Annotated in this window: 21 protein-coding genes; 6 read left to right on the top strand and 15 right to left on the bottom strand. The window is 59.6% G+C overall.

All coding sequences use genetic code 11. From position 1 onward, the window contains the following. Positions 1-105: 105 nt before the first annotated feature. The 3 genes from rpoD to rpsU form a co-directional block, all read right to left on the bottom strand. Positions 106-1,953: an RNA polymerase sigma factor RpoD gene (gene rpoD, locus PS14A_RS22850; protein WP_039757703.1), complete on the bottom strand. Its 1,848-nt coding sequence runs from the start codon at positions 1,951-1,953 to the stop codon at positions 106-108. A gap of 67 nt (positions 1,954-2,020) precedes the next feature. Beyond that, positions 2,021-3,985, bottom strand: a complete 1,965-nt coding sequence (gene dnaG / locus PS14A_RS22845; protein ID WP_024014549.1) for a DNA primase — start codon at positions 3,983-3,985, stop codon at positions 2,021-2,023. A 486-nt stretch (positions 3,986-4,471) separates the two neighbouring features. Beyond that, the gene (gene rpsU / locus PS14A_RS22840) at positions 4,472-4,687 is read right to left on the bottom strand and encodes a 30S ribosomal protein S21 (protein ID WP_002551877.1); all 216 of its coding nucleotides are present in this window, start codon (positions 4,685-4,687) and stop codon (positions 4,472-4,474) included. A 199-nt stretch (positions 4,688-4,886) separates the two neighbouring features. On the opposite strand from rpsU, the gene tsaD reads away from it, so the two are divergent. Further along, entirely contained in the window at positions 4,887-5,912 is a 1,026-nt protein-coding gene (gene tsaD, locus PS14A_RS22835; RefSeq protein WP_039757706.1) for a tRNA (adenosine(37)-N6)-threonylcarbamoyltransferase complex transferase subunit TsaD, read from the top strand. A 23-nt stretch (positions 5,913-5,935) separates the two neighbouring features. On the opposite strand, the gene plsY is transcribed toward tsaD, so the two are convergent. Next, a complete protein-coding gene (plsY, locus tag PS14A_RS22830) occupies positions 5,936-6,505 on the bottom strand; it encodes a glycerol-3-phosphate 1-O-acyltransferase PlsY (RefSeq protein WP_024014548.1) in 570 nt (189 codons plus the stop codon). A gap of 74 nt (positions 6,506-6,579) precedes the next feature. Between plsY and folB the strand changes: the two genes are divergently transcribed. Further along, entirely contained in the window at positions 6,580-6,936 is a 357-nt protein-coding gene (gene folB, locus PS14A_RS22825; RefSeq protein ID WP_016772885.1) for a dihydroneopterin aldolase, read from the top strand. Next, complete coding sequence (folK, locus tag PS14A_RS22820) at positions 6,927-7,445, top strand: 2-amino-4-hydroxy-6-hydroxymethyldihydropteridine diphosphokinase (RefSeq protein WP_130911391.1); 519 nt, start codon at positions 6,927-6,929, stop codon at positions 7,443-7,445. Before folB ends, folK begins: the two co-directional genes overlap by 10 nt. Before the next feature lie 85 nt (positions 7,446-7,530). Here the strand turns inward: folK and PS14A_RS22815 are convergent, their stop codons facing one another. From PS14A_RS22815 to PS14A_RS22765, 11 genes are all read right to left on the bottom strand, one after another. After that, entirely contained in the window at positions 7,531-8,760 is a 1,230-nt protein-coding gene (locus PS14A_RS22815) for a multifunctional CCA addition/repair protein (protein WP_130911390.1), read from the bottom strand. A gap of 63 nt (positions 8,761-8,823) precedes the next feature. Next, positions 8,824-10,386: a SpoVR family protein gene (locus PS14A_RS22810; RefSeq protein WP_024014545.1), complete on the bottom strand. Its 1,563-nt coding sequence runs from the start codon at positions 10,384-10,386 to the stop codon at positions 8,824-8,826. Beyond that, positions 10,383-11,654, bottom strand: a complete 1,272-nt coding sequence (locus tag PS14A_RS22805) for a YeaH/YhbH family protein (RefSeq protein WP_056786661.1) — start codon at positions 11,652-11,654, stop codon at positions 10,383-10,385. The genes PS14A_RS22810 and PS14A_RS22805 overlap by 4 nt, the downstream gene beginning before the upstream one ends. A 119-nt stretch (positions 11,655-11,773) precedes the next feature. Further along, positions 11,774-13,696: a PrkA family serine protein kinase gene (locus tag PS14A_RS22800; protein ID WP_016772892.1), complete on the bottom strand. Its 1,923-nt coding sequence runs from the start codon at positions 13,694-13,696 to the stop codon at positions 11,774-11,776. A gap of 296 nt (positions 13,697-13,992) precedes the next feature. Beyond that, complete coding sequence (gene glpE, locus PS14A_RS22795; protein ID WP_016772893.1) at positions 13,993-14,322, bottom strand: thiosulfate sulfurtransferase GlpE; 330 nt, start codon at positions 14,320-14,322, stop codon at positions 13,993-13,995. Positions 14,323-14,355: 33 nt separating this feature from the next. Then, positions 14,356-15,237: a symmetrical bis(5'-nucleosyl)-tetraphosphatase gene (locus PS14A_RS22790; protein ID WP_212617274.1), complete on the bottom strand. Its 882-nt coding sequence runs from the start codon at positions 15,235-15,237 to the stop codon at positions 14,356-14,358. After that, positions 15,237-15,617, bottom strand: a complete 381-nt coding sequence (apaG, locus tag PS14A_RS22785; protein WP_016772895.1) for a Co2+/Mg2+ efflux protein ApaG — start codon at positions 15,615-15,617, stop codon at positions 15,237-15,239. The genes PS14A_RS22790 and apaG overlap by 1 nt, the downstream gene beginning before the upstream one ends. 113 nt (positions 15,618-15,730) lie before the next feature. Next, positions 15,731-16,549 (bottom strand): 16S rRNA (adenine(1518)-N(6)/adenine(1519)-N(6))-dimethyltransferase RsmA, encoded by an 819-nt coding sequence (gene rsmA, locus PS14A_RS22780; RefSeq protein WP_212617273.1) that lies wholly within the window; start codon positions 16,547-16,549, stop codon positions 15,731-15,733. Continuing rightward, positions 16,546-17,535 carry a 4-hydroxythreonine-4-phosphate dehydrogenase PdxA gene (gene pdxA, locus PS14A_RS22775; protein ID WP_137214206.1) on the bottom strand — a complete coding sequence of 330 codons (990 nt, stop codon included), beginning with the start codon at positions 17,533-17,535 and terminating at the stop codon, positions 16,546-16,548. Before pdxA ends, rsmA begins: the two co-directional genes overlap by 4 nt. Then, on the bottom strand, positions 17,532-18,854 hold the full coding sequence (gene surA / locus PS14A_RS22770) for a peptidylprolyl isomerase SurA (protein ID WP_178083694.1): 1,323 nt from the start codon (positions 18,852-18,854) through the stop codon (positions 17,532-17,534). Before surA ends, pdxA begins: the two co-directional genes overlap by 4 nt. Continuing rightward, positions 18,829-21,627, bottom strand: coding sequence for an LPS-assembly protein LptD (locus PS14A_RS22765; RefSeq protein WP_212617272.1), 2,799 nt, complete (start codon positions 21,625-21,627; stop codon positions 18,829-18,831). Before PS14A_RS22765 ends, surA begins: the two co-directional genes overlap by 26 nt. 130 nt (positions 21,628-21,757) lie before the next feature. Between PS14A_RS22765 and PS14A_RS22760 the strand changes: the two genes are divergently transcribed. Genes PS14A_RS22760 through PS14A_RS22750 form a run of 3 tightly spaced genes read left to right on the top strand, consistent with a single transcriptional unit; the run spans position 21,758 to position 24,214 of the window. Beyond that, positions 21,758-22,777, top strand: coding sequence for a phosphotransferase (locus PS14A_RS22760; RefSeq protein ID WP_212617271.1), 1,020 nt, complete (start codon positions 21,758-21,760; stop codon positions 22,775-22,777). Next, positions 22,774-23,445, top strand: a complete 672-nt coding sequence (murU, locus tag PS14A_RS22755) for an N-acetylmuramate alpha-1-phosphate uridylyltransferase MurU (protein WP_130911384.1) — start codon at positions 22,774-22,776, stop codon at positions 23,443-23,445. Before PS14A_RS22760 ends, murU begins: the two co-directional genes overlap by 4 nt. 1 nt (position 23,446) lies before the next feature. After that, entirely contained in the window at positions 23,447-24,214 is a 768-nt protein-coding gene (locus tag PS14A_RS22750) for a TerB family tellurite resistance protein (protein WP_130911383.1), read from the top strand. Positions 24,215-24,296: the final 82 nt, after the last annotated feature.

Below are 24,296 nucleotides of genomic sequence, written 5' to 3'. Positions count from 1 at the left end.
GAGTGATTGTTTCGAGTGTAGACGGGGTACGCGGCGGGGAGGGTGGGGCGGGGAATTTAATCTGCCATAAAACAAAACCCCCGGCCTGGGCCGGGGGTTCTGGTATCACTCGTCGAGGAAGGAGCGCAGATGCTCGCTTCGCGTCGGGTGGCGCAGCTTGCGCAGCGCCTTGGCTTCGATCTGACGAATCCGCTCACGCGTTACGTCAAACTGTTTGCCCACTTCTTCAAGCGTATGGTCGGTGTTCATGTCGATACCGAAACGCATGCGCAGTACCTTGGCTTCACGGGCAGTGAGGCCGGACAGTACTTCGCGAGTCGCTTCCTTCAGGCTTTCCACCGTGGCTACATCGATTGGCGACTGCATGGTCGAGTCTTCGATGAAGTCGCCCAGATGGGAGTCTTCGTCATCACCGATCGGGGTTTCCATGGAGATCGGCTCTTTGGCGATCTTCAGTACCTTGCGGATCTTGTCCTCAGGCATTTCCATGCGTTCGCCCAGCTCTTCCGGGGTCGGTTCGCGACCCATTTCCTGCAACATCTGCCGGGAAATACGGTTGAGCTTGTTGATCGTCTCGATCATGTGCACCGGAATACGGATGGTGCGGGCCTGGTCGGCGATCGAGCGAGTGATCGCCTGACGGATCCACCAGGTGGCATAAGTCGAGAACTTGTAACCACGACGGTATTCGAACTTGTCCACCGCTTTCATCAGACCGATGTTGCCTTCCTGGATCAGATCGAGGAATTGCAGGCCGCGGTTGGTGTACTTCTTGGCGATCGAAATCACCAGACGCAAGTTGGCTTCAACCATCTCTTTCTTCGCGCGGCGGGCCTTGGCCTCACCGATCGACATGCGACGGTTGATATCCTTGATTTCGGCAATGGTCAGACCGGTCTCGGTTTCCAGCGCAATCAGTTTCTGCTGGCAACGGATGATGTCCGGCTGCACGCGACCGATGGCTTCGGCGTACTTGCTCTTGCCTTTGGCCAGGGCGTCGGACCAGCTTTCGTCGACTTCGTTGCCCGGGAACTGACGCAGGAAATCGGCGCGCGGCATACGCGCATCACGTACGCACAACTGCATGATCGCGCGCTCTTGCTGACGCAGGCGATCCAGGGCACTGCGCACACGCTCGACCAGGGCTTCGAATTGCTTCGGCACCAGTTTGATCGGCATGAACAGCTCGGCCAGGGCCAGCAACTCGGCAACCGCTGCCTTGTTGTGACGACCATGCTTTTTCAGGGCCTTGCGGGTGATTTCCATTTGGTCGGCCACGGCGCCGAAGCGCTGCGCAGCAATGACCGGATCCGGACCGCTTTCGGCTTCTTCTTCGTCATCGGAAGATTCGGCTTCATCGTCGTCGGTGTCGTCGTCAGCCTTGACGGCTTTCGGATCGACCGGCGGCGGCACTTCTGCCGCAGGCGGCGCGATGCCGTCGTCCGGGTCGATATAACCGCTCAGGACGTCGGACAGGCGACCACCTTCGGTGGTGACGCGGGTGTACTCGGAGAGAATGTGGTCAACCGTGCCAGGGAAGTGCGCAATTGCGCTCATCACTTCACGAATGCCCTCTTCGATCCGCTTGGCGATTTCGATTTCGCCTTCACGGGTCAGAAGCTCGACCGTACCCATTTCACGCATGTACATGCGCACCGGGTCAGTGGTGCGACCGATATCGGTCTCCACCGCCGCCAACGCAGCGGCTGCTTCTTCCGCAGCGGCCTCGTCGGTATCGGCGTCGGCCAACATAAGGGCGTCCGCATCCGGAGCACTCTCGTGTACGGGGATCCCCATGTCGTTAATCATGCGGATGATGTCTTCCACCTGCTCCGGATCTGAAATATCCTCGGGCAGGTGGTCGTTGACCTCGGCGTAAGTCAGATACTTCTGCTCACGACCCAGTTTGATCAACTCAATAATACGAGACTGCTGTTGCGCTTTTCCGGACATAACACCCTATCCACTGAAGGTCTTGGCGGGCAAAAAACAAGCCGAGGATTATACCTGAGCTATGACCTCACGCGCCAGTTGAGGTCGGGTTTGATGCGGAAACATTGCGACTTAAAAGGTCGCGCAGTTGATTTTTCTCTTCGACGCTCAGTTCGCTTTGCCGCGCTTTCCTGAGTAACTGTTCGAGATTTCGCTCGCGTTGGCGGGCGGACAAGCTAGTAATGGTGTCGAAAAACTGTTGTTCAAGGTTATCTCCGTCAATCAGCCATTCCTTTTCTGCCAGTGCCTTGAGCAAGCGACCCTGTTCAGTACCGTGCCATCGCGCAATCAACTGAAATGAGTTTAGCTTGGGATTCTTCTGTACGGCTTCGAGCAGCGCCACAAGCAGCTGGGCGTTGGTCTGATTTTCATCGGCAATATGCCCGGCGTCTTCAACGCGCTTGGCCAGTTGCGGATGATGGAGCAATGTTCTCAATGCCGTCAGGGTCGGCGATTCGACGCCAATCGGCGTGCGCGGGCGCTGCTGTTCGCGATCGCCACCACGCTTGCCGTTCTTGTCCCACGGTTTCTTGTCCCACTTCTTGCCGCCGGCGCCGGGTTTCTTCGGCGTCCATTCCTGCTGCGGCGCGTACATGTCCTGTGCCTGCGGCTGATGGTAGTCGCTGTAGTCCGGCATGGCATCGTAATCGAAGCCCGGATCGTAGGCGGGCGGTGCTTCCTGCGGCGCACTCTGAACCAGTTGGCTGACGGTCTCGCTGCTCAGGCCGGTGATTTCGGTCAGGCGCTGACGCATCAGGATGCGCAGGTTCGCGCCTGGAACCTTGTCGATCAGCGGTGCGGCGAGGGTGGCCATGTGTGCCTTGCCCTCAAGTGAGCGCGGGTCGGATTCCTCGGTCAGTTGCTGGAAAAAATAATCGGCCAGCGGCTGCGCGTGCTGATTGATGCGCGCCTTGAATGCGTCGGTGCCTTCGGCGCGAACCAGGGTGTCCGGGTCTTCGCCTTCGGGCAAAAACAGAAATCGTGCGCGGCGACCGTCCTGCAGGCACGGCAATGTCGCTTCCAGGGCGCGCCACGCGGCGTTGCGACCGGCCTGGTCGCCGTCGAAGCAGAACAATACGTTCGGCACGACGCGGAACAGGCGCTTGAGGTGTTCTTCGCTGGTCGCGGTACCCAGCGTGGCGACGGCATTGCGCAAGCCTTGCTGGGCGAGGGCGATGACGTCCATGTAACCCTCGACGACGATGATTTCGTCGAGGTTGCGGTTGTTCTTGCGCGCTTCATAGAGGCCGTAGAGTTCCTGGCCTTTATGGAATACCGGGGTTTCCGGTGAGTTCAGGTACTTGGGCTTGTCGTCGCCCAGTACGCGGCCGCCGAAGGCGATGATCCGTCCACGGGTATCGCGAATCGGGAACATCACGCGATCGCGGAAGCGGTCATAGCGTTTGCCGGTTTCGGCGTTCTCGATCAGCAGGCCGGCTTCGATCATGGCCTTCTGTTGCAGCGTGTCGCTGCTCAGGTGCTTGAGCAGGTTGTCCCAGCCCGGCGGTGCAAAGCCTAGGCCGAAATCCCGAGCGATCTCGCCGGTCAGGCCGCGACCCTTGAGGTAATCCACTGCAGCCTTGCGCGACGGATGACTCTTGAGTGCCTGCCGGTAGAAATCGGCGGCGGCAGTGAGCAGCGGGTACAATGGCGAGTCGGTCGGTTGGCGTGGCTTGCGCTCGCGGCCGCTTTCTTCGCGGGGGATTTCCATGCCGGCGGCTTTGGCCAGATCTTCGACGGCCTGGGGGAAGTCCAGGTTGTCGTGATCCATGAGAAAGCCGAGGGCGTTGCCGCCTGCGCCGCAGCCGAAACAGTAATAGAACTGCTTGTCGGGGCTGACGCTGAACGACGGGGTTTTCTCTTTGTGGAACGGGCAACAGGCGGTGTAGTTCTTGCCGGCCTTCTTCAATTGCACGCGCGAGCTGACCACGTCGACGATGTCGGTGCGGTTCAGCAGGTCGTCAATGAAGCTCTGGGGTATCAGCCCGGCCATGGCGTTCTCGTCGTCTGCGCTGCAATAAATCCGTTGCGACAGGCTGTCGGACGCGGGCCATTGCTGGAAACGCACAAAAAGTGCGGCTCGACCGGTGTCGTCTGCGTGATCGCTGTCGGGAAGTGTATCTGCCGAAAATCCACTGACGTTAGTACCTATCAGTCTTCGACTATGTGAAAGTGTTGCGCTGAATCCGCTGACGGCCGGTTGTCGGCCTCGGATAGCTCAATAAAGCGGGCACGCATGCAGGTGCCTTGGGCTGATCGTCGTAAGAGGAATCAGTGGGTGTGCTCGTCAGTAGCCTTGAAAGGCTCGTCAGAAAAGACGTGCACCGCTGGCAAAAGAGCCAGGCCTGACGCGGTGAAGCAGATTTGTCTCGGTCGCATCGGCGGCGTCGACGGTGAAGCATCTAGCGTTTTACGCAAATGCCATTAGCCCGGCTGAGGGCCGGGCTTAGGCAAGAAGCTTGCTACGAACGTCTGTGGATTAGTACAGACGAACGGCGCGGCGCTGTTCGCGCTGAACTTTCTTGGCGTGACGCTTAACAGCGGCTGCTGCCTTGCGCTTACGCTCAGAAGTTGGCTTCTCGTAAAATTCGCGGCTACGAACTTCAGCCAGTACACCGGCTTTTTCGCAGGAGCGCTTGAAACGACGCAGAGCTACGTCGAAGGGTTCGTTCTCTTTTACTTTGACGGCTGGCATCCAGAGCTACCTTCATTCATTACCGGGGTCAACATCCTCGCGGCAAAAGAGCACTTGAAGACGTCGGTTTTTAAGGGTTGCGGATGTTAACCCCTCATCGCTCGGAATGCAAAGCCTCTGATCGAAAACCGCTGGTCGGGGCATCACGTGGCGACTATTATGCGCGCCTTCGAATTCAGCCTAAACAAGGCGCAAACCCATGCTAGTACTGGGATTAGAAACCTCCTGCGACGAAACCGGCGTCGCATTGTATGACAGTGAACGCGGTCTGCTGGCCGATGCGCTGTTCAGTCAGATCGACCTGCACCGCGTCTATGGCGGTGTGGTGCCGGAGCTGGCCTCGCGTGACCACGTCAAACGCATGCTGCCCTTGATCCGTCAGGTGTTGGCCGAGGCCGACTGCGTGCCGACCGAGATCGACGCAATCGCCTACACCGCAGGTCCTGGCCTGGTCGGCGCGCTGCTGGTCGGTGCGTCCTGCGCGCAGGCACTGGCGTTTGCCTGGGGCATTCCGGCGCTCGGCGTGCACCACATGGAAGGCCACTTGCTGGCACCGATGCTGGAGCCGAAACCGCCTGAGTTTCCGTTCGTCGCTTTGTTGGTTTCCGGTGGTCATACGCAGTTGGTTCAGGTCGACGGCATTGGCCAATACAGCCTGCTCGGCGAGACGCTCGACGATGCGGCCGGCGAAGCCTTCGACAAAACCGCAAAGATGATGGGCCTTAATTACCCCGGCGGGCCGGAAATCGCCAAGCTGGCCGAGAAGGGCGTCGCAGGACGTTTCACTTTTCCGCGTCCGATGTGTGACCGCCCGGGTCTGGACTTCAGCTTCAGCGGCTTGAAAACCTTCGCCCTCAACACCTGGCAGCAATGCGTCAGCGCCGGGGACGACGGCGAGCAAGCCCGTTGCGACATCGCGCTGGCGTTCCAGCAGGCCGTGGTGGAGACTTTGACCATCAAGTGCAAGCGCGCCCTCAAACAGGCGGGCATGAAGCGACTGGTGATCGCCGGCGGCGTCAGCGCCAACAAGGCGTTGCGGGTTTCGCTGGAAAAGATGCTCGGTGATATGAAGGGCGATGTGTTTTACGCACGTCCCGAGTTCTGCACCGACAATGGCGCAATGATCGCGTTCGCCGGTTGCCAGCGCCTGAAGGCCGGTCAGCAGGAAAGTCTGGCAATCACCGTGCAGGCACGCTGGCCGATGGAACAATTGTCGGCGCTGTAATGAGCGACGCTCAGGGACGGCAGCTAGAAATGCCGTTCGCGCCCGGCAAACAGGTCGCGTAGATTGCCGCGATGACGCCAGACAATCAGCAAGGTCAGCGCGCTCATTGGCAGCAAGGCTTCCGGCTCTTGCCAGGCCAGCAACGGCAGGGTCAGCGGTGTGGCAATCAGCGCCGCCAGCGAGCTGGTGCGGGTCAGGTAGAACGTCAGCAGCCAGGCGCAGACCGCCAGCAGCGCGGCGGGTGGATACAGGCCAAGCAGCATGCCGGCGGCAGTGGCAACGCCTTTGCCGCCGCGAAAGCGAAAGTACAAAGGGAACAGGTGACCGATCACGGCGCACACGCCAATCCAGGCCTGATCCTGCAGTGAGAGGCCCGCGCTTGAGGCGATCAGCACCGGCAGCAGGCCTTTGCACAGATCACCGAGCAGGGTCAGGATCGCCAGTTTGCGACCGGCCAGGCGCAGCATGTTGGTGGCGCCGGCATTACCCGAGCCACTCATTCGTGGATCCGGATTTCCGGTCAGGCGGCTGAGCAAAATGGCGAAGGACAGCGAGCCGAGCAGGTAGGCGAGAATCGCCAGTAACCAAAACATGCTAACTATTCCGGGCGAGGACGCCCTGATTCTAACGGCGCATCGCGCCCTTGTCGTGCAGCGGAGAGAAGTGCTTGGACAGAGTGTTTATCGAGGGCCTGGAAGTCGACACCGTGATCGGTGCCTATGACTGGGAGCGCGGCATCCGTCAGTGTCTGCGTCTTGATCTGAGCTTCGCCTGGGACAATCGCCCGGCCGCCGCCGGTGACGACCTGACCCTGGCGCTCGATTACGCCAGCGTTTCCACGCGCATTCAGGCTTTTGCCGAGCAGGCGCAGTTCCAGTTGGTCGAAACCTTTGCCGAGCGTCTGGTTGAAGTGCTCATGGCCGAATTCAAGATCACCTGGGTGCGACTGAAACTGACCAAGCCGGGCGCAGTTCCAGCGGCCAAGGGTGGTGTGGGTGTGGAGATCGAGCGCGGATGTCGCTGACTCAGGTCTACCTCGGGCTCGGTAGCAATATCGAGCGCGAAACCCATTTGCGCGCCGGTCTCGATGCGCTGGCCAAATTTCTGGTGGATATCCGTTGTTCGGCGGTGTTCGAGAGCCAGCCGGTGGGCATCAAAAGCGGGCCGTTCTTCAATTTCGTGGTCTCGGCCTACACCGATCTGCCGTTGATGGAGCTTGATCGTCGCTTGAAATTCATCGAGGCGGATAACGGTCGCTATGCACCGGATCGCAAGGGCTTGCCGCTGGATATCGACGTGCTGCTGTATGGCGATCTGGTGGGTAACTTCGACGGATTGGTACTGCCGCGTGCGGAAATTCTGAAAAATGCCTTTGTGCTGTGGCCGCTGTCGTTGATTGCGCCGCAGCGGGTGCATCCGGGGGTGGGCCAAAGCTTTGCGACGTTGTGGGCTGAGGCGCAAATTGATCAGGTGTTGGCGCCGGTTGCGTTCGAATGGCGGGGGGAGCAGCTCACGCCTTCGGAGTTGCGGTGATATCAAATGCGCTTTCGCGAGCAGGCTCGCTCCCACATTGGATCGAGGTCTCCTGTGGGAGCGAGCCTGCTCGCGAAGTTTTTTATCAGGCCGTCGCCGCCTCTTTGTAGGCTTTCAACGCCTTCAGTCGTTCCCGCTTCAGCGCTTCGCCCAGTTCCGGCCCCTTGAATCCTTGCTCCAGCAATGGCTGCACGGCCACCGCTCGCGCAGCCTTCGCGGCTCCGCGCAAATAATCCGCCTGTGGATAACTGCGCTGCTCCAGGCCCTTGCGGCCACGGGCGTCCATCTCGCACGCGGCGATAAACTCTTCGAATCGCTGCGGCCGGCGATATATATCGAAACTCTGCAGCAATTCCAGCAGCGTCGAGGCTTTCAGCTCCAGCGCCCGGTGCCCATGGGTGTGGTATTGCCCGACCAGCAGCGCCAGTTCCTGACAGTCTTTGGGGACCTTGAAGCGCTCGTTGACCGCTTTGATCAGCTTCAGCCCGGTGTGCTCATGGGCGATATGCCTGGGCCATTCTTCTTCCGGCGTGAGGCCTTTGCCCAGGTCATGCAGCAGGCAGGCCCAGCGCACCGTCAGCGGTTGTTTGTGCAAAGCTGACTGCTCCAGCACGCTCAAGGTGTGCAGGCCCGTGTCGATTTCCGGGTGATGGGTCTCCGGCTGCGGTACGCCGAACAAGGCGTCGACTTCCGGCATTAGCTCTTTGAGTGCGCCACAGTCGCGCAAGACTTGGATGAACACCTGTGGATGGTCTTCCAGCAGTGCCCGGGAAATCTCCTTCCAGCTACGTTCGGCAGTCAGCGCCTGTAATTCGCCGGACTCGCTGAGCTGACGCATCAGGTCCATGGTCTCGTCGGCAACCGTGAAGCCCAGCCCGGCGTAGCGCGCAGCAAAACGGGCAACACGCAGGACACGGAGCGGATCTTCGGCGAATGCCGGGGAAACATGGCGCAGGATTCGCGCTTCAAGATCGCGCTGGCCGTGGTACGGATCGGTCAGGTTGAGTTGATCGTCCTCGGCCATGGCATTGATCGTCAGGTCGCGGCGAATCAGATCTTCTTCAAGCGTGACTTCAGGACTTGCATAGAAGGTGAAACCTCCGTAACCGCGTCCGCTTTTGCGCTCGGTGCGGGCGAGGGCGTATTCCTCACCGGTTTTCGGGTGCAGAAACACCGGGAAATCTGCGCCGACCGGGCGGAATCCCTTGGCGAGCATTTCTTCAGTGGTTGCACCGACCACGACCCGGTCGACATCAGTGACCGGCAACCCTAACAGGCGATCACGTACCGCGCCGCCAACCTTGTAAACCTGCATAAAAAACCTCCGTCAGTCCGACAGGATAACCCTTGCGTCAGACTTTCGGAGGCCGGAACCGGATCAAAGATGAATCACGGCCAGATCGAGCCGGCCGTAATCGCCCTCGCTGTGTTCACTGCGTGGCGGCACGTGATGGGTTTTCATGATCTGGTCGCCTTGCAGGGTTTCCAGATGAATGTCGAAGCCCCAGAGCCGGTGCAGGTGCTTGAGCACTTCTTCGGTGGAATCGCCCAAAGGTTTGCGGTCGTGCTGCTGATGGCGCAGGGTCAGCGAGCGATCGCCGCGCCGATCGATGCTGTAGATCTGCACGTTCGGCTCACGATTACCGAGGTTGTACTGCGCAGCCAGGGTTTCACGGATGATGCGGTAGCCGCCCTCGTCATGGATGGCCGGCACCAGCAGATCGTCTTTCTGGTCGTCATCGAGAATGCTGAACAGCTTCAGGTCGCGGATCACTTTGGGCGACAAGTACTGCAGGATGAAGCTCTCGTCCTTGAAACTGCTCATGGCGAACTTGATGGTCGACAGCCAGTCGGAACCGGCGATGTCCGGGAACCAGCGGCGATCTTCTTCGGTAGGTTCTTCGCACATGCGCCGAATGTCGCGGTACATGGCGAAACCCAGTGCGTAAGGATTGATGCCGCTGTAGTACGGGCTGTCGAAACCCGGCTGGAACACCACGCTGGTGTGCGAGGTGAGAAATTCCATCATGAAGCCGTCAGTGACCAGGCCTTCGTCATACAGATCATTCATCAGCGTGTAATGCCAGAACGTCGCCCAGCCTTCGTTCATCACCTGAGTCTGGCGCTGCGGATAGAAATACTGGGCGATCTTGCGCACGATGCGCACGATTTCGCGCTGCCACGGCTCCAGCAGCGGTGCGTGTTTTTCGATGAAATAGAGGATGTTTTCCTGCGGCTCGGCCGGGAAGCGGGCGTTGTCCTTGTCGCTGTATTTATCCGCGCCCTTGGGAATGGTGCGCCACAGATCATTGATCTGCTTCTGCATGTGCTCTTCACGATCCTTTTGCCGCCGGCGTTCCTCTTCGGCGGAAATCGGATACGGCCGCTTGTAGCGGTCGACGCCGTAATTCATCAAGGCATGGCAGGAATCGAGCAGATCTTCTACGGCGTCGATGCCGTGGCGTTCCTCGCACTGCATGATGTACTGCTTGGCGAACACCAGGTAATCGATGATCGAACTGGCATCGGTCCAGGTGCGGAACAGGTAGTTGCCCTTGAAGAAGCTGTTGTGGCCATAGCAGGCGTGGGCCACCACCAGGGCCTGCATGCAGATGGTGTTTTCTTCCATCAGATAGGCGATGCACGGATCGGAGTTGATCACGATCTCGTAGGCCAGGCCCATTTGCCCGCGACTGTAGGATTTCTCGGTGCTGAGGAAGTGTTTGCCGTAGGACCAGTGGTGATAGCCCAGCGGCATGCCCACCGAGGCATAGGCGTCCATCATCTGCTCGGCGGTGATCACTTCGATCTGGTTGGGATAAGTATCCAGCGCATAGCGGGCCGCGATCCGGGCGATTTCGCGGTCGTAGGTCTGGATCAGCTCGAATGTCCATTCGGAGCCGGTGGATATGGGTTGGCGCTTCTGCTCTTTGGCGGTCATGTCACTAACCTGCGCTGGAAGAGTTCACGGAAGACCGGATAGATATCTCCGGCCGAGACCAGTTGCTGCTGGGCAAAGGTGTCAGAGAAGGCTTCGGCGATGCGTTCGTATTCGTACCACAGGGCCTGATGTTCGCGCGGGGTGATCTCCACGTAAGTGTAGTACTGCACAAACGGCATGATCTGATTGATCAGGATGTCGCGGCAGATCGGCGAGTCGTCGTTCCAGTTGTCGCCGTCGGAGGCTTGAGCGGCATAAATGTTCCACTCGTTGCTCGGATAGCGCTCGGCCATGATTTCCTGCATCAGCTTCAGCGCGCTGGAAACAATGGTGCCGCCGGTTTCACGAGAATAGAAAAACTCCTCCTCATCCACCTCTCGGGCGCTGGTGTGGTGACGGATGAACACCACGTCGATCTTGTCGTAGTTACGCTTGAGAAACAGGTACAGCAAGATGAAAAAGCGCTTGGCGATGTCCTTGGTCGCCTGCGTCATCGACCCGGAAACGTCCATCAGGCAGAACATCACTGCTTTGGAGCTGGGGTTGGGTTGCTTGACCAGCAGGTTGTATTTCAAGTCGAAGGTATCGAGGAACGGCACGCGGTGAATGCGTGCGCTGAGTTTTTCAATTTCAGCCTCGAGATCCTGGATATCGCCGAAGTTGTCCGGTTCTTCGCGCTTGAGCCGTGCCAGCTCTTCCTTGGCTTCACGAAGCTTTGCCCGGCTGCTGCCGGACAGGGCAATACGACGTGCATGTGCTGAGCGCAGGGTGCGGATGATATTGATGCGTGAAGGGTTACCTTCGTTGCTGATCCCGGCGCGTACGGTTTTGAACGTGTCGGTACCGGTCAGATTGCGTTTGACCAGGTTCGGCAGTTCCAGGTCTTCGAACATGAACTCGAGGAATTCTTCCTGAGTGATCTGGAAGACGAACTCGTCCATGCCTTCACCGGAGTTGCCTGCCTTGCCCGGGCCGCGCCCACCGCCGCCTCCCGGTGGACGAGCGATATGTTCACCGGCCGTGAACTCTTTGTTACCGGGATGCACCACGGTCTGCTTGCCGCCGCGTCCATGATGAAGCACCGGCTCGTCGATATCGCGGCCGGGAATGCTGATCTGCTCGCCGTGCTCCATATCCGTGATGGAGCGGCGACTGACTGCCTCTTCGACAGCCTTCTTGATGTGGTCACGGTAGCGCCGCAGAAAACGCTGGCGGTTCACCGTGCTCTTGTTCTTGCCATTGAGGCGTCGGTCGATCACATAGCTCATAAGGCCCCTCCGGGGAGCTTCAAGTTTTGAGCTGCAAGCTGCAAGTAAAAGCGAATGCCCGTGTTTTCGGGTTCACGCGCTTAGTTCTTGCAGCTTGTGGCTTATAGCTTGCAGCTGCCTCACTGCGACTTGCGGACCCGCAGGTACCATTCGGACAGCAGGCGTACCTGTTTATCGGTGTAGCCACGTTCAACCATTCGCGTAACGAAGTCGTTGTGTTTCTGCTGATCCTCCTTGCTGGCCTTGGCGTTGAAACTGATGACGGGCAGCAGGTCTTCGGTGTTGGAGAACATTTTCTTCTCGATGACCACCCGCAGTTTTTCGTAGCTGAGCCACGTCGGGTTCTTGCCGTTGTTGTTGGCCCGGGCGCGCAGGACGAAGTTGACGATTTCGTTGCGGAAATCCTTCGGATTGCTGATCCCGGCCGGTTTCTCGATTTTCTCCAGTTCTTCGTTCAGGGCTACGCGGTTGAGAATCTCGCCGGTTTCCGGGTCGCGATACTCCTGATCCTGAATCCAGAAATCCGCATACAACACGTAGCGGTCGAAGATGTTCTGACCGTATTCGCTGTAGGACTCCAGATAAGCGGTCTGGATTTCCTTGCCGATAAACTCGATGTAGCGCGGCGCCAGGTATTCCTTCAGATAGCGCAGGTAGCGTTCGCGGGTTTCGGCCTGGAACTGTTCCTGTTCGATCTGCTGCTCCAGCACATAGAGCAGGTGCACCGGGTTGGCGGCAATTTCATGTGGATCGAAGTTGAATACCTTGGAGAGGATCTTGAAGGCGAAGCGGGTCGACAGGCCGTTCATGCCTTCGTCGACACCGGCCGAATCGCGATACTCCTGAATCGACTTGGCCTTCGGATCGGTGTCCTTGAGGTTTTCACCGTCGTAGACGCGCATCTTCGAGTAGATGTTGGAGTTTTCCGGCTCCTTGAGGCGTGACAGCACGGTGAATTGCGCAAGCATTTTCAAGGTGTCCGGTGCGCAGTGCGCCTTGGACAAGGAACTGTTGAACAGGAGTTTGTCGTAGATCTTCACTTCATCGCTGACGCGCAGGCAGTACGGCACTTTGACGATGTAGATCCGGTCGATGAACGCCTCGTTGTTCTTGTTGTTGCGGAAGGTGTGCCACTCCGACTCGTTGGAGTGAGCCAGCAGGATGCCGGTGAAGGGAATCGCGCCGAGGCCTTCGGTACTGTTGTAGTTGCCCTCCTGAGTAGCGGTCAGCAATGGGTGCAGCACCTTGATCGGCGCCTTGAACATTTCGACGAATTCCATCAAGCCCTGGTTGGCTCGGCACAGCGCACCGGAGTAGCTGTAGGCGTCAGCGTCGTTCTGCGGGAATTCTTCGAGTTTGCGGATATCGACCTTGCCGACCAGCGCCGAGATGTCCTGGTTGTTCTCGTCACCGGGTTCGGTCTTGGCCACCGCAATCTGATTGAGGATGGACGGGTACAGCTTGACCACGCGGAACTGACTGATGTCGCCGCCGAATTCGGCCAGGCGTTTGGTCGCCCAAGGCGACATGATGGTGTTCAGGTAGCGTCGTGGAATGCCGAAATCTTCCTCAAGGATCGCGCCATCTTCAGTGGCGTTGAACAGACCCAGAGGTGATTCGAAGACCGGCGAGCCTTTGATGGCGTAGAAAGGTACCTTCTCCATCAGCTGTTTCAGCTTCTCGGCCAGGGACGATTTACCGCCACCGACGGGGCCGAGCAGATAAAGAATCTGTTTCTTCTCTTCCAGGCCTTGGGCGGCGTGGCGGAAATACGAGACGATCTGGTCGATGCATTCTTCCATCCCGTGGAAGTCTTCAAAGGCCGGATAGCGGCGGATCACCTTGTTGGAGAAGATGCGCGACAGCCTCGAATTGGTCGAAGTGTCGAGCAGTTCCGGTTCGCCGATCGCCATCAATAGACGCTCGGCGGCGGAAACGTAAGCGCTGCGATCGTTTTTGCACAGCTCCAGGTACTCCTGCAGAGAGAGTTCTTCCTGGCGTGTGGATTCGAAGCGTTGTTGGAAGTGGCTAAAGATACTCATGACGTCACCTCGCTCGATACGTGGAGCCGACGCCGGATCACTCAGTCGATGCTGGCAGCAGTCGCTGTGGCAGCTGCTGTTTACCCCCCAGAATTCTCCCACGGTCGACAAACCGCGAAAGCTACTCCCGATGATCCGCGCGCCGGTGTACCGGCTCTCCCCTGATTTGGATGGCCTGCGCTTAAGGATAGTTGGGAATTCGAGAGGTAAAGGCGAGATACGTAATTAGTTGTGGCAGACCGTTCGTCTGCCGCGCGCAGGACCACGGCAGCCGGGGCCTGCGCTGCGCAAAAAAATTATTCGGCGGTGCCTTGCGCGGTTTCCGACGGATAAGTCGTACGCCACAGCTCAAAGCCGCCGTCCATGCTGTAAACATCGGAGAAACCTTGGCTGACCAGATAGGCGGCTGCGCCCTGACTGGAGTTGCCGTGATAGCAGACCACGACGGTCGGTGCATCAAGATCGGCGCCTTGAATGAAAGCGTGCAGCGAATGGTTGTCGAGATGCTTCGAACCGCTGATATGCAGCGCGGCAAAGGTCGCCGGGTCGCGCACGTCGACCACAACGGCGCCTTGTTCACGCAGGGCCTGCGCCTGTTCCGGGGGGATTCGTTTGAATTCGCTCATGGCGGGTTCCTGTAGCTCAACTGAAAGTGCAGTCTAACGCGGCGCGTCGACTGGCGAAGATTCGGGGATAAGTGGCGCAACCGTGTGTGCAAGCCCGCCGTGCTCGTCGCATTTGCATGACAGGCGTTCGCCGCTGTCGACGTTCATCAGCGTCAGGCTGCCGCCCCATACGCATCCGTTGTCCAGCGCGGAAATGCCCGGCTCGTGGATATTGCCCTCGAGCGCAGCCCAGTGACCGAAGATGATGCGCAGGCCTTTGGTCTTGCGCTCCTTGTGCTGGAACCACGGCTTGTAGCCGGGCGGGGCGCTGTCCAGGCCTTCCTTGCTTTTGAGGTCGAGCTTGCCCTCGGCGGTGCAAAAGCGCATGCGCGTGAAGTAATTGGTGATCACCCGCAGACGATCAATGCCTTTGAGATCGTTGTCCCATTTTGCCGGCTCGTTGCCGTACATACCGTCAAGGTAGGCGGGGAATACGTTGTCGTCACGCAGGGCGGTCTCGACTTCGGCGGCGCACTTCAACGCACGGCGCAGCGACCATTGCGGCGGGATGCCGGCGTGGACCATCGCAACATCGCGTGTTTCGTCGTAATGCATCAGCTTCTGCTGGCGCAGCCATTCCATCAGTTGCGGGCCGTCGGGGGCATCGATGATCTCGCGCAGTGTGTCGCTTTTCTTCAAGCGTTCGATCTTCTTCGCGGCGGCCAGCAGATGCAGGTCGTGATTGCCGAGTACGCAAACCAGCGACTCGCGCATCTCGTAGAGAAAGCGCAGGGTTTCCAGCGACTGCGGGCCACGGTTGACCAGATCGCCGACAAGCCACAGCCGATCAAGCGTCGGGTCGAACGCGACTTGCCTGAGCAGACACTTGAGCGGCTCCAGGCAGCCTTGCAGGTCACCGACGGCGTAAGTCGTCATCAGTGCAGGGCTCCGGGTACGGCGAGGCGAAACGGTTTGATGGTCGCATCGAAACGTTTGCCGTCGTCGGCGAGCATCTGATAGGAGCCTTGCATGGTGCCGACCTTGGTGGTCATCACCGTGCCGCTGGTATACGTGTGGCTCTTGCCTGCATCGATCAACGGTTGCTGGCCGACGACGCCTTCACCGCGCACGTGTTCGACATGGCCGTCACCATCGGTAATCACCCAGTGCCGGGACAGAAGCTTGGCGGCAATCTCGCCGTTGTTCTGCACGGTGATGGTGTAGGCGAAGGCGAAACGGTCGTGTTCGGGTTGCGATTGGTCTGCCAGATAATGGGTGACGACGCTGACATCGACCTGATAACGGGAATCGGACATGCAAGAGGGCCTTAACGAAGCGGAACGCGGGGCGTAGCTGATGGGGAATCAGTCTAGGCAAGTATCGGGCAGTAAACCAGAGTGGTGTGCTGCCCGATAGCGTTCATCGCGGGTCAGTCGGCGGCGGGAGCTGCCGGGACCTGTATCGCGAGCTGGTTGGCCAGGCGCACGAATGCGGCCAGATCCAGTTGCTCGGGACGCAGGCTGCCATCAACGCCCGCGGCTTCGATCTCGGCGTTGCTGAGCAATTGCTTGAGGGTATTGCGCAAGGTTTTGCGGCGCTGATTGAAGGCTTCGCGTACCACGCGCTCCAGCAACTTGTGATCCTTGGCCGGGTGCGGCAGTACCGCGTGGGGCACCAGACGCACGATTGCCGAGTCGACTTTCGGCGGCGGATTGAACGCGCCCGGGCCGACATTGAACAGATGTTCCACGCGGCAATGGTACTGAACCATGATCGACAAACGACCCCAGTCACCGCCACCCGGGCCTGCAGCCAGACGCTCGACCACTTCTTTCTGCAACATGAAGTGCATGTCACGAATGATGCCGGCGTTGTTCAGCAGGTGAAAAATCAGCGGAGTGGAAATGTTGTACGGCAGGTTGCCAACCACCCGCAGGCTGTTCGGCGCGGCATTCAGCGTATTGAAGTCGAACTTCAGCGCATCGCCCTGATGCAGGTTGAAATTGCTCATGCCGGCAAACTGCTGGTTGAGGATCGGGATCAGATCCTTGTCCAGCTCCACCACGTCGAGTTGTGCGCCGGAACCGAGCAAACCTTGGGTCAGGGCACCCTGACCAGGGCCGATTTCCAGCAGGCGGTCGTCAGCCTTGGCATGGATGGAGCGCAGGATGCGGTCAATAACGCCGGCATCGTGCAGGAAGTTCTGGCCAAAGCGTTTGCGCGCCTTGTGTTGGTATTGCTCGTTCATAAACGGGTCTCGGCCATCTGGTAGGCGGTTTCCAGGGCGACTTGCAGGCTGCCGGTGTCGATCCTGCCGCTGCCGGCCAGATCCAGGGCGGTGCCATGGTCGACCGAGGTGCGGATGATCGGCAGGCCCAGCGTCACGTTGACGGCAGCGCCGAAGCCTTTGTACTTGAGCACGGGCAAGCCCTGGTCGTGGTACATCGCCAGCACTGCGTCGCAGTGCTCCAGATATTTGGGGGTAAACAGAGTGTCGGCAGGCAGCGGGCCACGAAGGTCCATGCCCTCGCTGCGCAGGCGCTCTAATGTCGGTTCGATGATGTCGATTTCTTCATGGCCCAGGTGGCCGCCTTCACCGGCGTGCGGATTAAGACCGCAGACCAGAATGCGTGGCCGGGCGATGCCGAATTTGTCTTGCAGATCGGTGTGCAGGATTCGCGTGACCCGCTCCAGCCGCTCTGCGGTGATCGCATCGGCAATCTCGCGCAGTGGCAGATGCGTGGTGACCAGCGCCACGCGCAAACCGCGAGTGGCAAGCATCATCACTACTTGCGCGGTGTGCGTCAGGTCGGCGAGAAATTCGGTGTGTCCGGAGAACGCGATACCCGATTCGTTGATCACGCCTTTGTGCACGGGTGCGGTGATCATCCCGGCGAAGTCGCCGTTCAGGCAGCCGTTGCCGGCGCGGGTCAGGGTTTCGAGGACGAATGCCGCGTTGGCCGTGTCCAGTTGTCCGGCGACTACCGGTGCGCTGAGTGGCGTATCCCAGACGTACAGGCTGTTGGCCGGCGCTGGAACATTTGGCCACTGCCCGGGCGCGACATCCAGCAGATTGACGGCCAGCCCCAGCTGCGCGGCCCGCTCAATGAGCAGGTCGCGGCTGGTAATGGCTATCAGGGGATGTGGCTGGGCTTGCGAGGCGAGCAGCAGGCACAGGTCGGGACCGATGCCGGCCGGTTCGCCGGGTGTCAGCGCGAAACGCTTGGGTTTCACTGCGCTGCCTGGTCTGCACCAGGGAGTTTGATCTCTACGTATGCTTCGTCACGGATCTGACGCAACCAGGTTTGCAGCTCTTCGTCGTATTTGCGGTTGCGCAGTACGGTCATGGCTTGCTGCTCACGGGCCTGTTCGGTGCTGTCAGTGGCGCGACGGCCAAGGACTTCCAGCACGTGCCAGCCATATTGGGTCTGGAACGGCTTGGACAGCTGACCTTGCGGGGTCGAGGCCATCACTTCGCGGAATTCCGGCACCAGCGCGTTCGGGTCGATCCAGTTCAGGTCGCCGCCGTTGAGGGCGGAACCCGGGTCTTCCGAGTAGTTTTTCGCCAGCTCGGCAAAGTCTTCACCGGCGCTGATGCGGTCATACAACGATTGCACCAGGGCCTTGGTCTTGGCTTCGTCGCGGATCGGGCTCGGCTTGACCAGGATGTGACGCACATGCACTTCGTCGCGCATCTGCGCTTCGCCGCCACGTTTGCCCAGCAGCTTCAGAATGATGAAGCCGCCCGGTGTGCGCGCAGGTTGAGTGATGTCGCCGACGGCCATGCTGCTCAGTTCGCGGTCGAACGGCGGTGGCAGTTGCGCGGCTTTACGCCAGCCCATGTCGCCGCCTTCCAGCGCGTTGTCGCTGCCGGATTTGGCCACGGCCATCTGACCGAAGTCGGCGCCTTGCTTGAGCTGCTGGTAAACCTCCATGGCCTGACGCGCGGCGCTCTGAATGGCTTCAGAGTTGGCGCTTTCCGGGGTCGGAATCAGGATGTTGGCCAGGTGCAGTTCTTCGGACAGTTGCATCTTGCCGAGGTCGGAGGCGAGGAAATTCTTCACTTCCTGCTCGGACACCTGGATGCGCTCGGCCACGCGACGCTGACGCACGCGGCTGATGATCATCTCGCGCTTGATCTGATCACGGGCGTCGTCATAGTTCAGGCCATCACGAGCCAGCGCTGAGCGGAACTGATCGACCGTCATGTTGTTGCGCTGGGCAATGGTGCCAACAGCCTGGTTGAGCTCTTCGTCAGTGATGCGGATGCCCGAGCGCTCGCCGATCTGCAGTTGCAGGTTTTCGACGATCAGACGCTCGAGCACTTGCTGATCGAGCACGCCCGGAGGCGGAAGACCGCCACCGCGCTTGGCGATGGTCTGCTGAACTTCGTGAACCCGCTGGTCCAGTTGGCTCTGCATGACCACGTCGTTGTCGACGATCGCCACCACTTTATCGATGGACTGTACGGCGGCGTTGGCCGCCGTACCCAGGAACAGCGCGCCCAGCATCAGCGGGCGCAGACAATCAGAAAGCTTGGTCTTCACGTTCACGATAACCTTGAATGCCTTGATCGAGGAAACTCTCTACCTTGGCGCCAGTCAGGCCGCCGAGCCCCTTCAGAACAATTTGGAGGAAGACGCCATGGTCGCCTTTTTCGTTTTGCGGAGCTTCCTGGCTGAACTCGTCATAGGCAACCCAGTAACGGTTGATCAGGCGCAGTTTCCAGCAGCAGTTGTCATATTCGAAACCACCGAAGGCTTCCAGCGTGCGATTGCGGTTGTAGTCGTACTGCCAGCGGCTGATGGCGCTCCACTGCGGAACGATCGGCCAGATGACCGAAAAGTCATGCTGCTGGATCTTGTAGTAGTCCTTCACGTAGCCAGGCTGGCCCGGGGTGCCGTAGTCACCACCGCCCACCGACCATTGACCGGTATTCTGGTCGTAGCGAATCTGGTCGTTGCGATAGCGATAACCGGCGTTGATGACCTTGTTCGGGTTGTCCGCAGGCTGATAATGGAACATCGCACTGCCGGAGCGCGGGCTACGGCTGTCCGGATCCCAGTTGTAATCGGCAGTGGCGCGCCAGTCGCGGTTCCAGCGGTATTCGTATTCCAGCGCGTACGGAGAAACATTTGATTTGGAGTCGGCGCGGGTTTTTGCATCGATACCCGGCAACTGCACTTCACGATTCTTGAAGTAGTAGGCCTGACCTACGCTGATGCGCTGGCGCTCGAAACCATCTTCTTCGATCCAGCGACTGGTCACGCCCAGCGACAGTTTGTTCTCGTCACCGACGCGGTCGGCACCGGAGAAACGGTTGTCACGGAACAGCGACGAGTAGTTGAAGGTGTACTCGCTGGTGTCGAAGATCGGGATATCGGACTGGTCTTCCTCAGGAACATAGAGATAGAACAGGCGTGGTTCCAGCGTCTGGCGATAATTCTTGCCAAAGTAGGATGTATCGCGGTCGAAGTACAGGCCGCTATCGACACTGGCGATCGGAACACCACGATTCTGATTGCTGCTGAATTTGCCGTAGAGCTTCTGGTTTTCTGGCGACAGCGCATCGATCTGAGATTTGCCGGTGCCGTCCAGATCAAGCTGATACTGAGTGTATTGATACTTCAGGGAAGGCTTGAGGAAACCGTAACTCCAGTTCATCGGCAGGCTAACGCCCGGCTTCAGATTCAAACGGTCGCCGGTGGCACGAGCCAGCCCGGTGATGTTCCTGTCCAGGCGAGGTGATGCAATGCCATCTTCGTCGACGAAATCTCCATCGCGCAGGTCGCGATCAAAACGTACCAGCTCTGTCTCGTAATCGAAATTCAGGCCTTCCGGATGATATGGCAGCTGACCATTGAAGGTGATCTGCGGCAGGCGGTCATACGGCGTGATGCTCGAAACGGTGGCCAGTTGATAGGCCTGGGCGTTCAACTGTGCGGTGTAGCTGTCGCCGCGATAGGTGATTGCGCCTTGCTGGTTGACGTAATCTGCACTCTTCACACCGATCTGATCGGTCTGCAGATCCTGGAAGTAATACGGATCGCTGATCTTGGTGTAGTCGACCTGGGTCATCACGCGGGAGTCGAGACCGCCCTTGTGCTGCCAGTTGTACATATAGCGAGTGTCTTTGTAGTCGGACTGAAGCTTGCGATCGTCGTTCTCATCGTTGAGATACGCCGCACCGAACTGACCTTCGCTCGATTTGGTCAGGTAGCGGAACTCACCTTCCATCAGCATGCCGCGCTTGCTCATGTAGCGCGGGTACAACGTGGCGTCATAGTTCGGAGCCAGGTTGAAGTAGTACGGGGTGAGCAGCGTGAAGCCGGTGTCGCTGCCCGAACCGATGGTTGGCGGCAGGAAACCGGACTGGCGACGGTCGTCGATCGGGAAGTAGATGTACGGCGTGTACAGAATCGGGATGTCTTTGACGCGCAAGGTCACGTTGGTCGCGGTGCCGAAACCGGTCGCCGGGTTCAAGGTGATGTTGTTGCCCTTGAGCTGCCACGCGTTGCTGTTCGGTTCGCACGTGGTGTACGTGCCGTCCTTCAGGCGGATGATCGCGTTTTCGGCACGCTTGGCGTACAGCGCGTTACCGCGGATGCGCGATTTGTGCATAACGTATTCAGCGTTGTCGACCTTGGCTTCACCGGTGTCGAGCTGCACATCGGCGTGGTCGCCGACGATCAGCGCGCCGTTGTCGCGGATGCGCACGTTGCCGGCCAGTTCGCCACGGCTTTCGGCCTGATACAGGTTGGCCTCGTCGGCCTCGACCTGCATGCTGCCCTGACGCATGACCACGTCACCGGCGAGGCTGGCGACCTGGGTGTCCTGCTCGTAACGCGACGCTTTGGCACCGATGAAGGTCGGCGCGTCACTTTTATTCGTCTTGTCATTCATGCCAGGACGAATCGGTTCGATATAGGAACCAGAGCAGTAAGGACCGGTCTCGGCCAGTTGCGCGGCAGTGAGCTTCTCGCGCGGAACCCAGTCGAGGTGACTGTAGTCTTCGCTACGGGATTTCAGGCCACGGCCCTTGGACTCAGTGACCAATGCGGTTTTTGCACCGGTCTCTGCGCCGGAACCGTTGTCGGCCGGGGCCTCGCCAGCAGAGCTGACGGCACTGCCGTCATGCACCGGACGCGGCGGCAATGCCGCGGCGGGCGACTTGGGCGCACAGTCCCAGCCACCCGTAGCCGAGACGGAGCAGTCATACTGCTCGGCGGCAACAACGAATTGACTGGCCAGAGGTTGCATAGCCAGCAGACTGCCGGTTACCAACAACGGAAATTTTTTACGAAACGCGGGGGATTTCAATGCCATCTTATTAGTCCGGGCTTCCTGCGTGCCATCTGCCCGCGGTGTGGGCCGCACGCCTCTCGATGGTCTGAAAAAGATGCTGGATAATAAAGCATGACCCGCTTGACGGCTAGCGCCGTCGGAGACCCTTGCAATGCCTGACCAAGATGTACGCTTGCAACACCTGAAAGTTTGGCTCGATGAGCAGTTGGCAAAGCTGTTTGCCGAGCAGGGCTGGGGCACCGTGCCCCCGGCCACGTTGACTGCGGCCAGCAGCGACGCGAGTTTCCGCCGCTACTTCCGCTGGGAGGGTGATGGTCGCAGCTTCGTCGTCATGGACGCGCCGCCACCCCAGGAAAACTGCAAACCGTTCGTGGATATCGCCTTTTTGCTGGCGAAATCCGGAATTAATGTGCCGAAAATTTACGCCGAAGACCTCGAGCGCGGTTTTCTTTTGCTCAATGACCTGGGCAACAAGACCTATCTCGACGTGATCGATGGCGAAAATGCCGACGCGTTATTCCACGATGCCCTGCAAGCGCTGTTGGCTTTTCAACAGTTGCCGATGGTTGCGCCGTTGCCCAGTTACGACGTCGCCTTGTTGCGCCGTGAGCTGGAATTGTTCCCCGAGTGGTACGTCAAGCGCGAGCTGGGCGTCGAGTTCGATGCGGCCCAGCAGCAACAGTGGCAGCACGTCAGCGAGTTGCTGATCGACAGCGCGCTGGCGCAGTCGAAAGTGCTGGTGCACCGCGACTACATGCCGCGCAACCTGATGCTCAGCGAGCCCAACCCTGGCGTGCTGGATTTCCAGGACGCGGTGTACGGCCCGGTGACTTACGACGTGACTTGCCTGTTCAAGGATGCCTTCCTCAGCTGGCCGGAAGAACGCGTGCGCGGCTGGCTGGAAAGTTATTGGCAGCAAGCTTCGGCGCTGGACATCCCGGTGCAGGCGGATTTCGAAGACTTCCTGCGCGCCAGCGACCTGATGGGTGTGCAGCGTCACCTGAAAGTCATCGGCATCTTCGCGCGTATCTGCCACCGCGATGGCAAGCCACGTTATCTGGCGGACGTGCCGCGCTTCTTCTCCTATATAGAAGCAGTGACCGCCCGCCGTCCTGAACTGGCGGAGCTGCAAGCGCTGTTCAGCAGCTTGCGTGCTGGAGCGACGGCATGAAGGCAATGATCCTGGCAGCGGGCAAAGGCGAGCGCATGCGCCCGCTGACCCTGACCACGCCGAAACCGCTGGTGCGTGCCGGCGGTGTACCGCTGATCGAGTATCACCTGCGCGCCCTCGCGGCCGCAGGTTTCAACGAAATCGTCATCAACCACGCATGGCTCGGCCAGCAGATCGAGGATCATCTGGGCGACGGCTCGCGCTTCGGCCTGAGTATTCGGTACTCGCCGGAAGGCGAACCGCTGGAAACCGGTGGCGGGATTTTCCGTGCACTGCCGTTGCTCGGTGATGATGCGTTTCTGGTGGTCAACGGCGACATCTGGACCGATTACGACTTCAGCGTGCTGCACCAGCCGATCAATGGCCTGGCGCACCTGGTGCTGGCGGACAATCCGGCGCATCACCCGAACGGCGACTTCAGCCTGATCGACGGCAAAGTGCAGGACGGTGAGCCTGATGCGGCGACCCTGACCTACAGCGGTATCGCCGTGCTTCATCCGCAGCTGTTCGACGGTTGCAGCGACGGTGCTTTCAAGCTCGCGCCGCTGCTGCGCAATGCCATGGCCAATGGCGAAGTGACGGGCGAGCGTCTGAAGGGGCATTGGGTGGATGTCGGGACCCACGAGCGTCTGGCCGAAGCCGAAGCCTTGATAGAAGCGAGTCGCTGAGATGCTGTGGCCAGGGACTCTGATTGGAGCCGGAGTGGGGTACGCGATTGCCAGCATTCCGGGGGCCATGCTTGGGGCGTTGTTGGGGCAGGCGCTGGATCGGCGCCTGCACTTGCAGAGCTGGGGACATTTACGCGAAAAGCTCGGCGGCCGGCCGATGCTGCGCAACGATGAATTGCTGTTCGTCTTGCTCGGGCGTCTGGCCAAGAGCGACGGGCGCGTCACTGACGGGCATATCCAGCAGGCGCGCAATGAAATGCGCGCACTGGAAATGAGCGAGCCGGCGACGCGCCGGGCCATCGCTGCGTTCAATCGCGGCAAGTCCGGCAGCGACAATCTGCGCGGCTATCTGCGCCGTCTGAGTGCGCAACCGCATGCGGCTGAAGGTGTGTTGCGCGCCTGTTGGCGGATGGTCTGGGCCGACGGTCGCGCTGGGGTGAGTGAGCGCGAGTTGCTGGCGCAGTGGGGCAAGTGGCTGGGCTGGACGCCGCAGCAGGTGCAGGCATTGGCCAGCGATTACGAGCCGGGCAAGCGGCCGATCGTCAGTGCGGCGGTGAGCTACCAGGAGGCGATGAAATTGCTTGGGGTGTCGGCGAGCAGCGAGCCGGCGCAGATCAAGCGCGCTTACCGGCGATTGCTCAGTCGCCATCACCCGGACAAGATTGCCGGCAGTGGCGCGACCCCGGCACAGGTGCGTGAGGCGACCGAGCGGACGCGGGAATTGCATAGCGCTTATACGCTGATTCGCGAGCGGCGGGATTTTCGCTAGGCGTTAGAGTGTTGTTGTTTGTGCGGCCCTCTTCGCGAGCAGGCTCGCTCCCACATTGGATCTATGCACAATTCAATGTGGG

The organism is Pseudomonas sp. 14A (assembly GCF_018132745.1).
Lineage (GTDB): Bacteria > Pseudomonadota > Gammaproteobacteria > Pseudomonadales > Pseudomonadaceae > Aquipseudomonas > Aquipseudomonas mercuritolerans.
This window is presented reverse-complemented; position numbering and strand designations above follow the sequence as displayed.

What these genes read in the sequence shown, in the direction of transcription:
- glpE (WP_016772893.1), bottom strand. Translation starts at nt 14,322, where the DNA reads ATGAGCGAATTCAAACGAATCCCCCCGGAACAGGCGCAGGCCCTGCGT.
- PS14A_RS22760 (WP_212617271.1), top strand. Translation starts at nt 21,758, where the DNA reads ATGCCTGACCAAGATGTACGCTTGCAACACCTGAAAGTTTGGCTCGAT.
- rsmA (WP_212617273.1), bottom strand. Translation starts at nt 16,549, where the DNA reads ATGAACGAGCAATACCAACACAAGGCGCGCAAACGCTTTGGCCAGAAC.
- rpsU (WP_002551877.1), bottom strand. Translation starts at nt 4,687, where the DNA reads ATGCCAGCCGTCAAAGTAAAAGAGAACGAACCCTTCGACGTAGCTCTG.
- PS14A_RS22750 (WP_130911383.1), top strand. Translation starts at nt 23,447, where the DNA reads ATGCTGTGGCCAGGGACTCTGATTGGAGCCGGAGTGGGGTACGCGATT.
- plsY (WP_024014548.1), bottom strand. Translation starts at nt 6,505, where the DNA reads ATGTTTTGGTTACTGGCGATTCTCGCCTACCTGCTCGGCTCGCTGTCC.
- dnaG (WP_024014549.1), bottom strand. Translation starts at nt 3,985, where the DNA reads ATGGCCGGGCTGATACCCCAGAGCTTCATTGACGACCTGCTGAACCGC.
- rpoD (WP_039757703.1), bottom strand. Translation starts at nt 1,953, where the DNA reads ATGTCCGGAAAAGCGCAACAGCAGTCTCGTATTATTGAGTTGATCAAA.
- murU (WP_130911384.1), top strand. Translation starts at nt 22,774, where the DNA reads ATGAAGGCAATGATCCTGGCAGCGGGCAAAGGCGAGCGCATGCGCCCG.
- PS14A_RS22810 (WP_024014545.1), bottom strand. Translation starts at nt 10,386, where the DNA reads ATGACCGCCAAAGAGCAGAAGCGCCAACCCATATCCACCGGCTCCGAA.
- PS14A_RS22790 (WP_212617274.1), bottom strand. Translation starts at nt 15,237, where the DNA reads ATGACGACTTACGCCGTCGGTGACCTGCAAGGCTGCCTGGAGCCGCTC.
- PS14A_RS22815 (WP_130911390.1), bottom strand. Translation starts at nt 8,760, where the DNA reads ATGCAGGTTTACAAGGTTGGCGGCGCGGTACGTGATCGCCTGTTAGGG.
- PS14A_RS22805 (WP_056786661.1), bottom strand. Translation starts at nt 11,654, where the DNA reads ATGAGCTATGTGATCGACCGACGCCTCAATGGCAAGAACAAGAGCACG.
- folK (WP_130911391.1), top strand. Translation starts at nt 6,927, where the DNA reads ATGTCGCTGACTCAGGTCTACCTCGGGCTCGGTAGCAATATCGAGCGC.
- PS14A_RS22800 (WP_016772892.1), bottom strand. Translation starts at nt 13,696, where the DNA reads ATGAGTATCTTTAGCCACTTCCAACAACGCTTCGAATCCACACGCCAG.
- PS14A_RS22765 (WP_212617272.1), bottom strand. Translation starts at nt 21,627, where the DNA reads ATGGCATTGAAATCCCCCGCGTTTCGTAAAAAATTTCCGTTGTTGGTA.
- tsaD (WP_039757706.1), top strand. Translation starts at nt 4,887, where the DNA reads ATGCTAGTACTGGGATTAGAAACCTCCTGCGACGAAACCGGCGTCGCA.
- apaG (WP_016772895.1), bottom strand. Translation starts at nt 15,617, where the DNA reads ATGTCCGATTCCCGTTATCAGGTCGATGTCAGCGTCGTCACCCATTAT.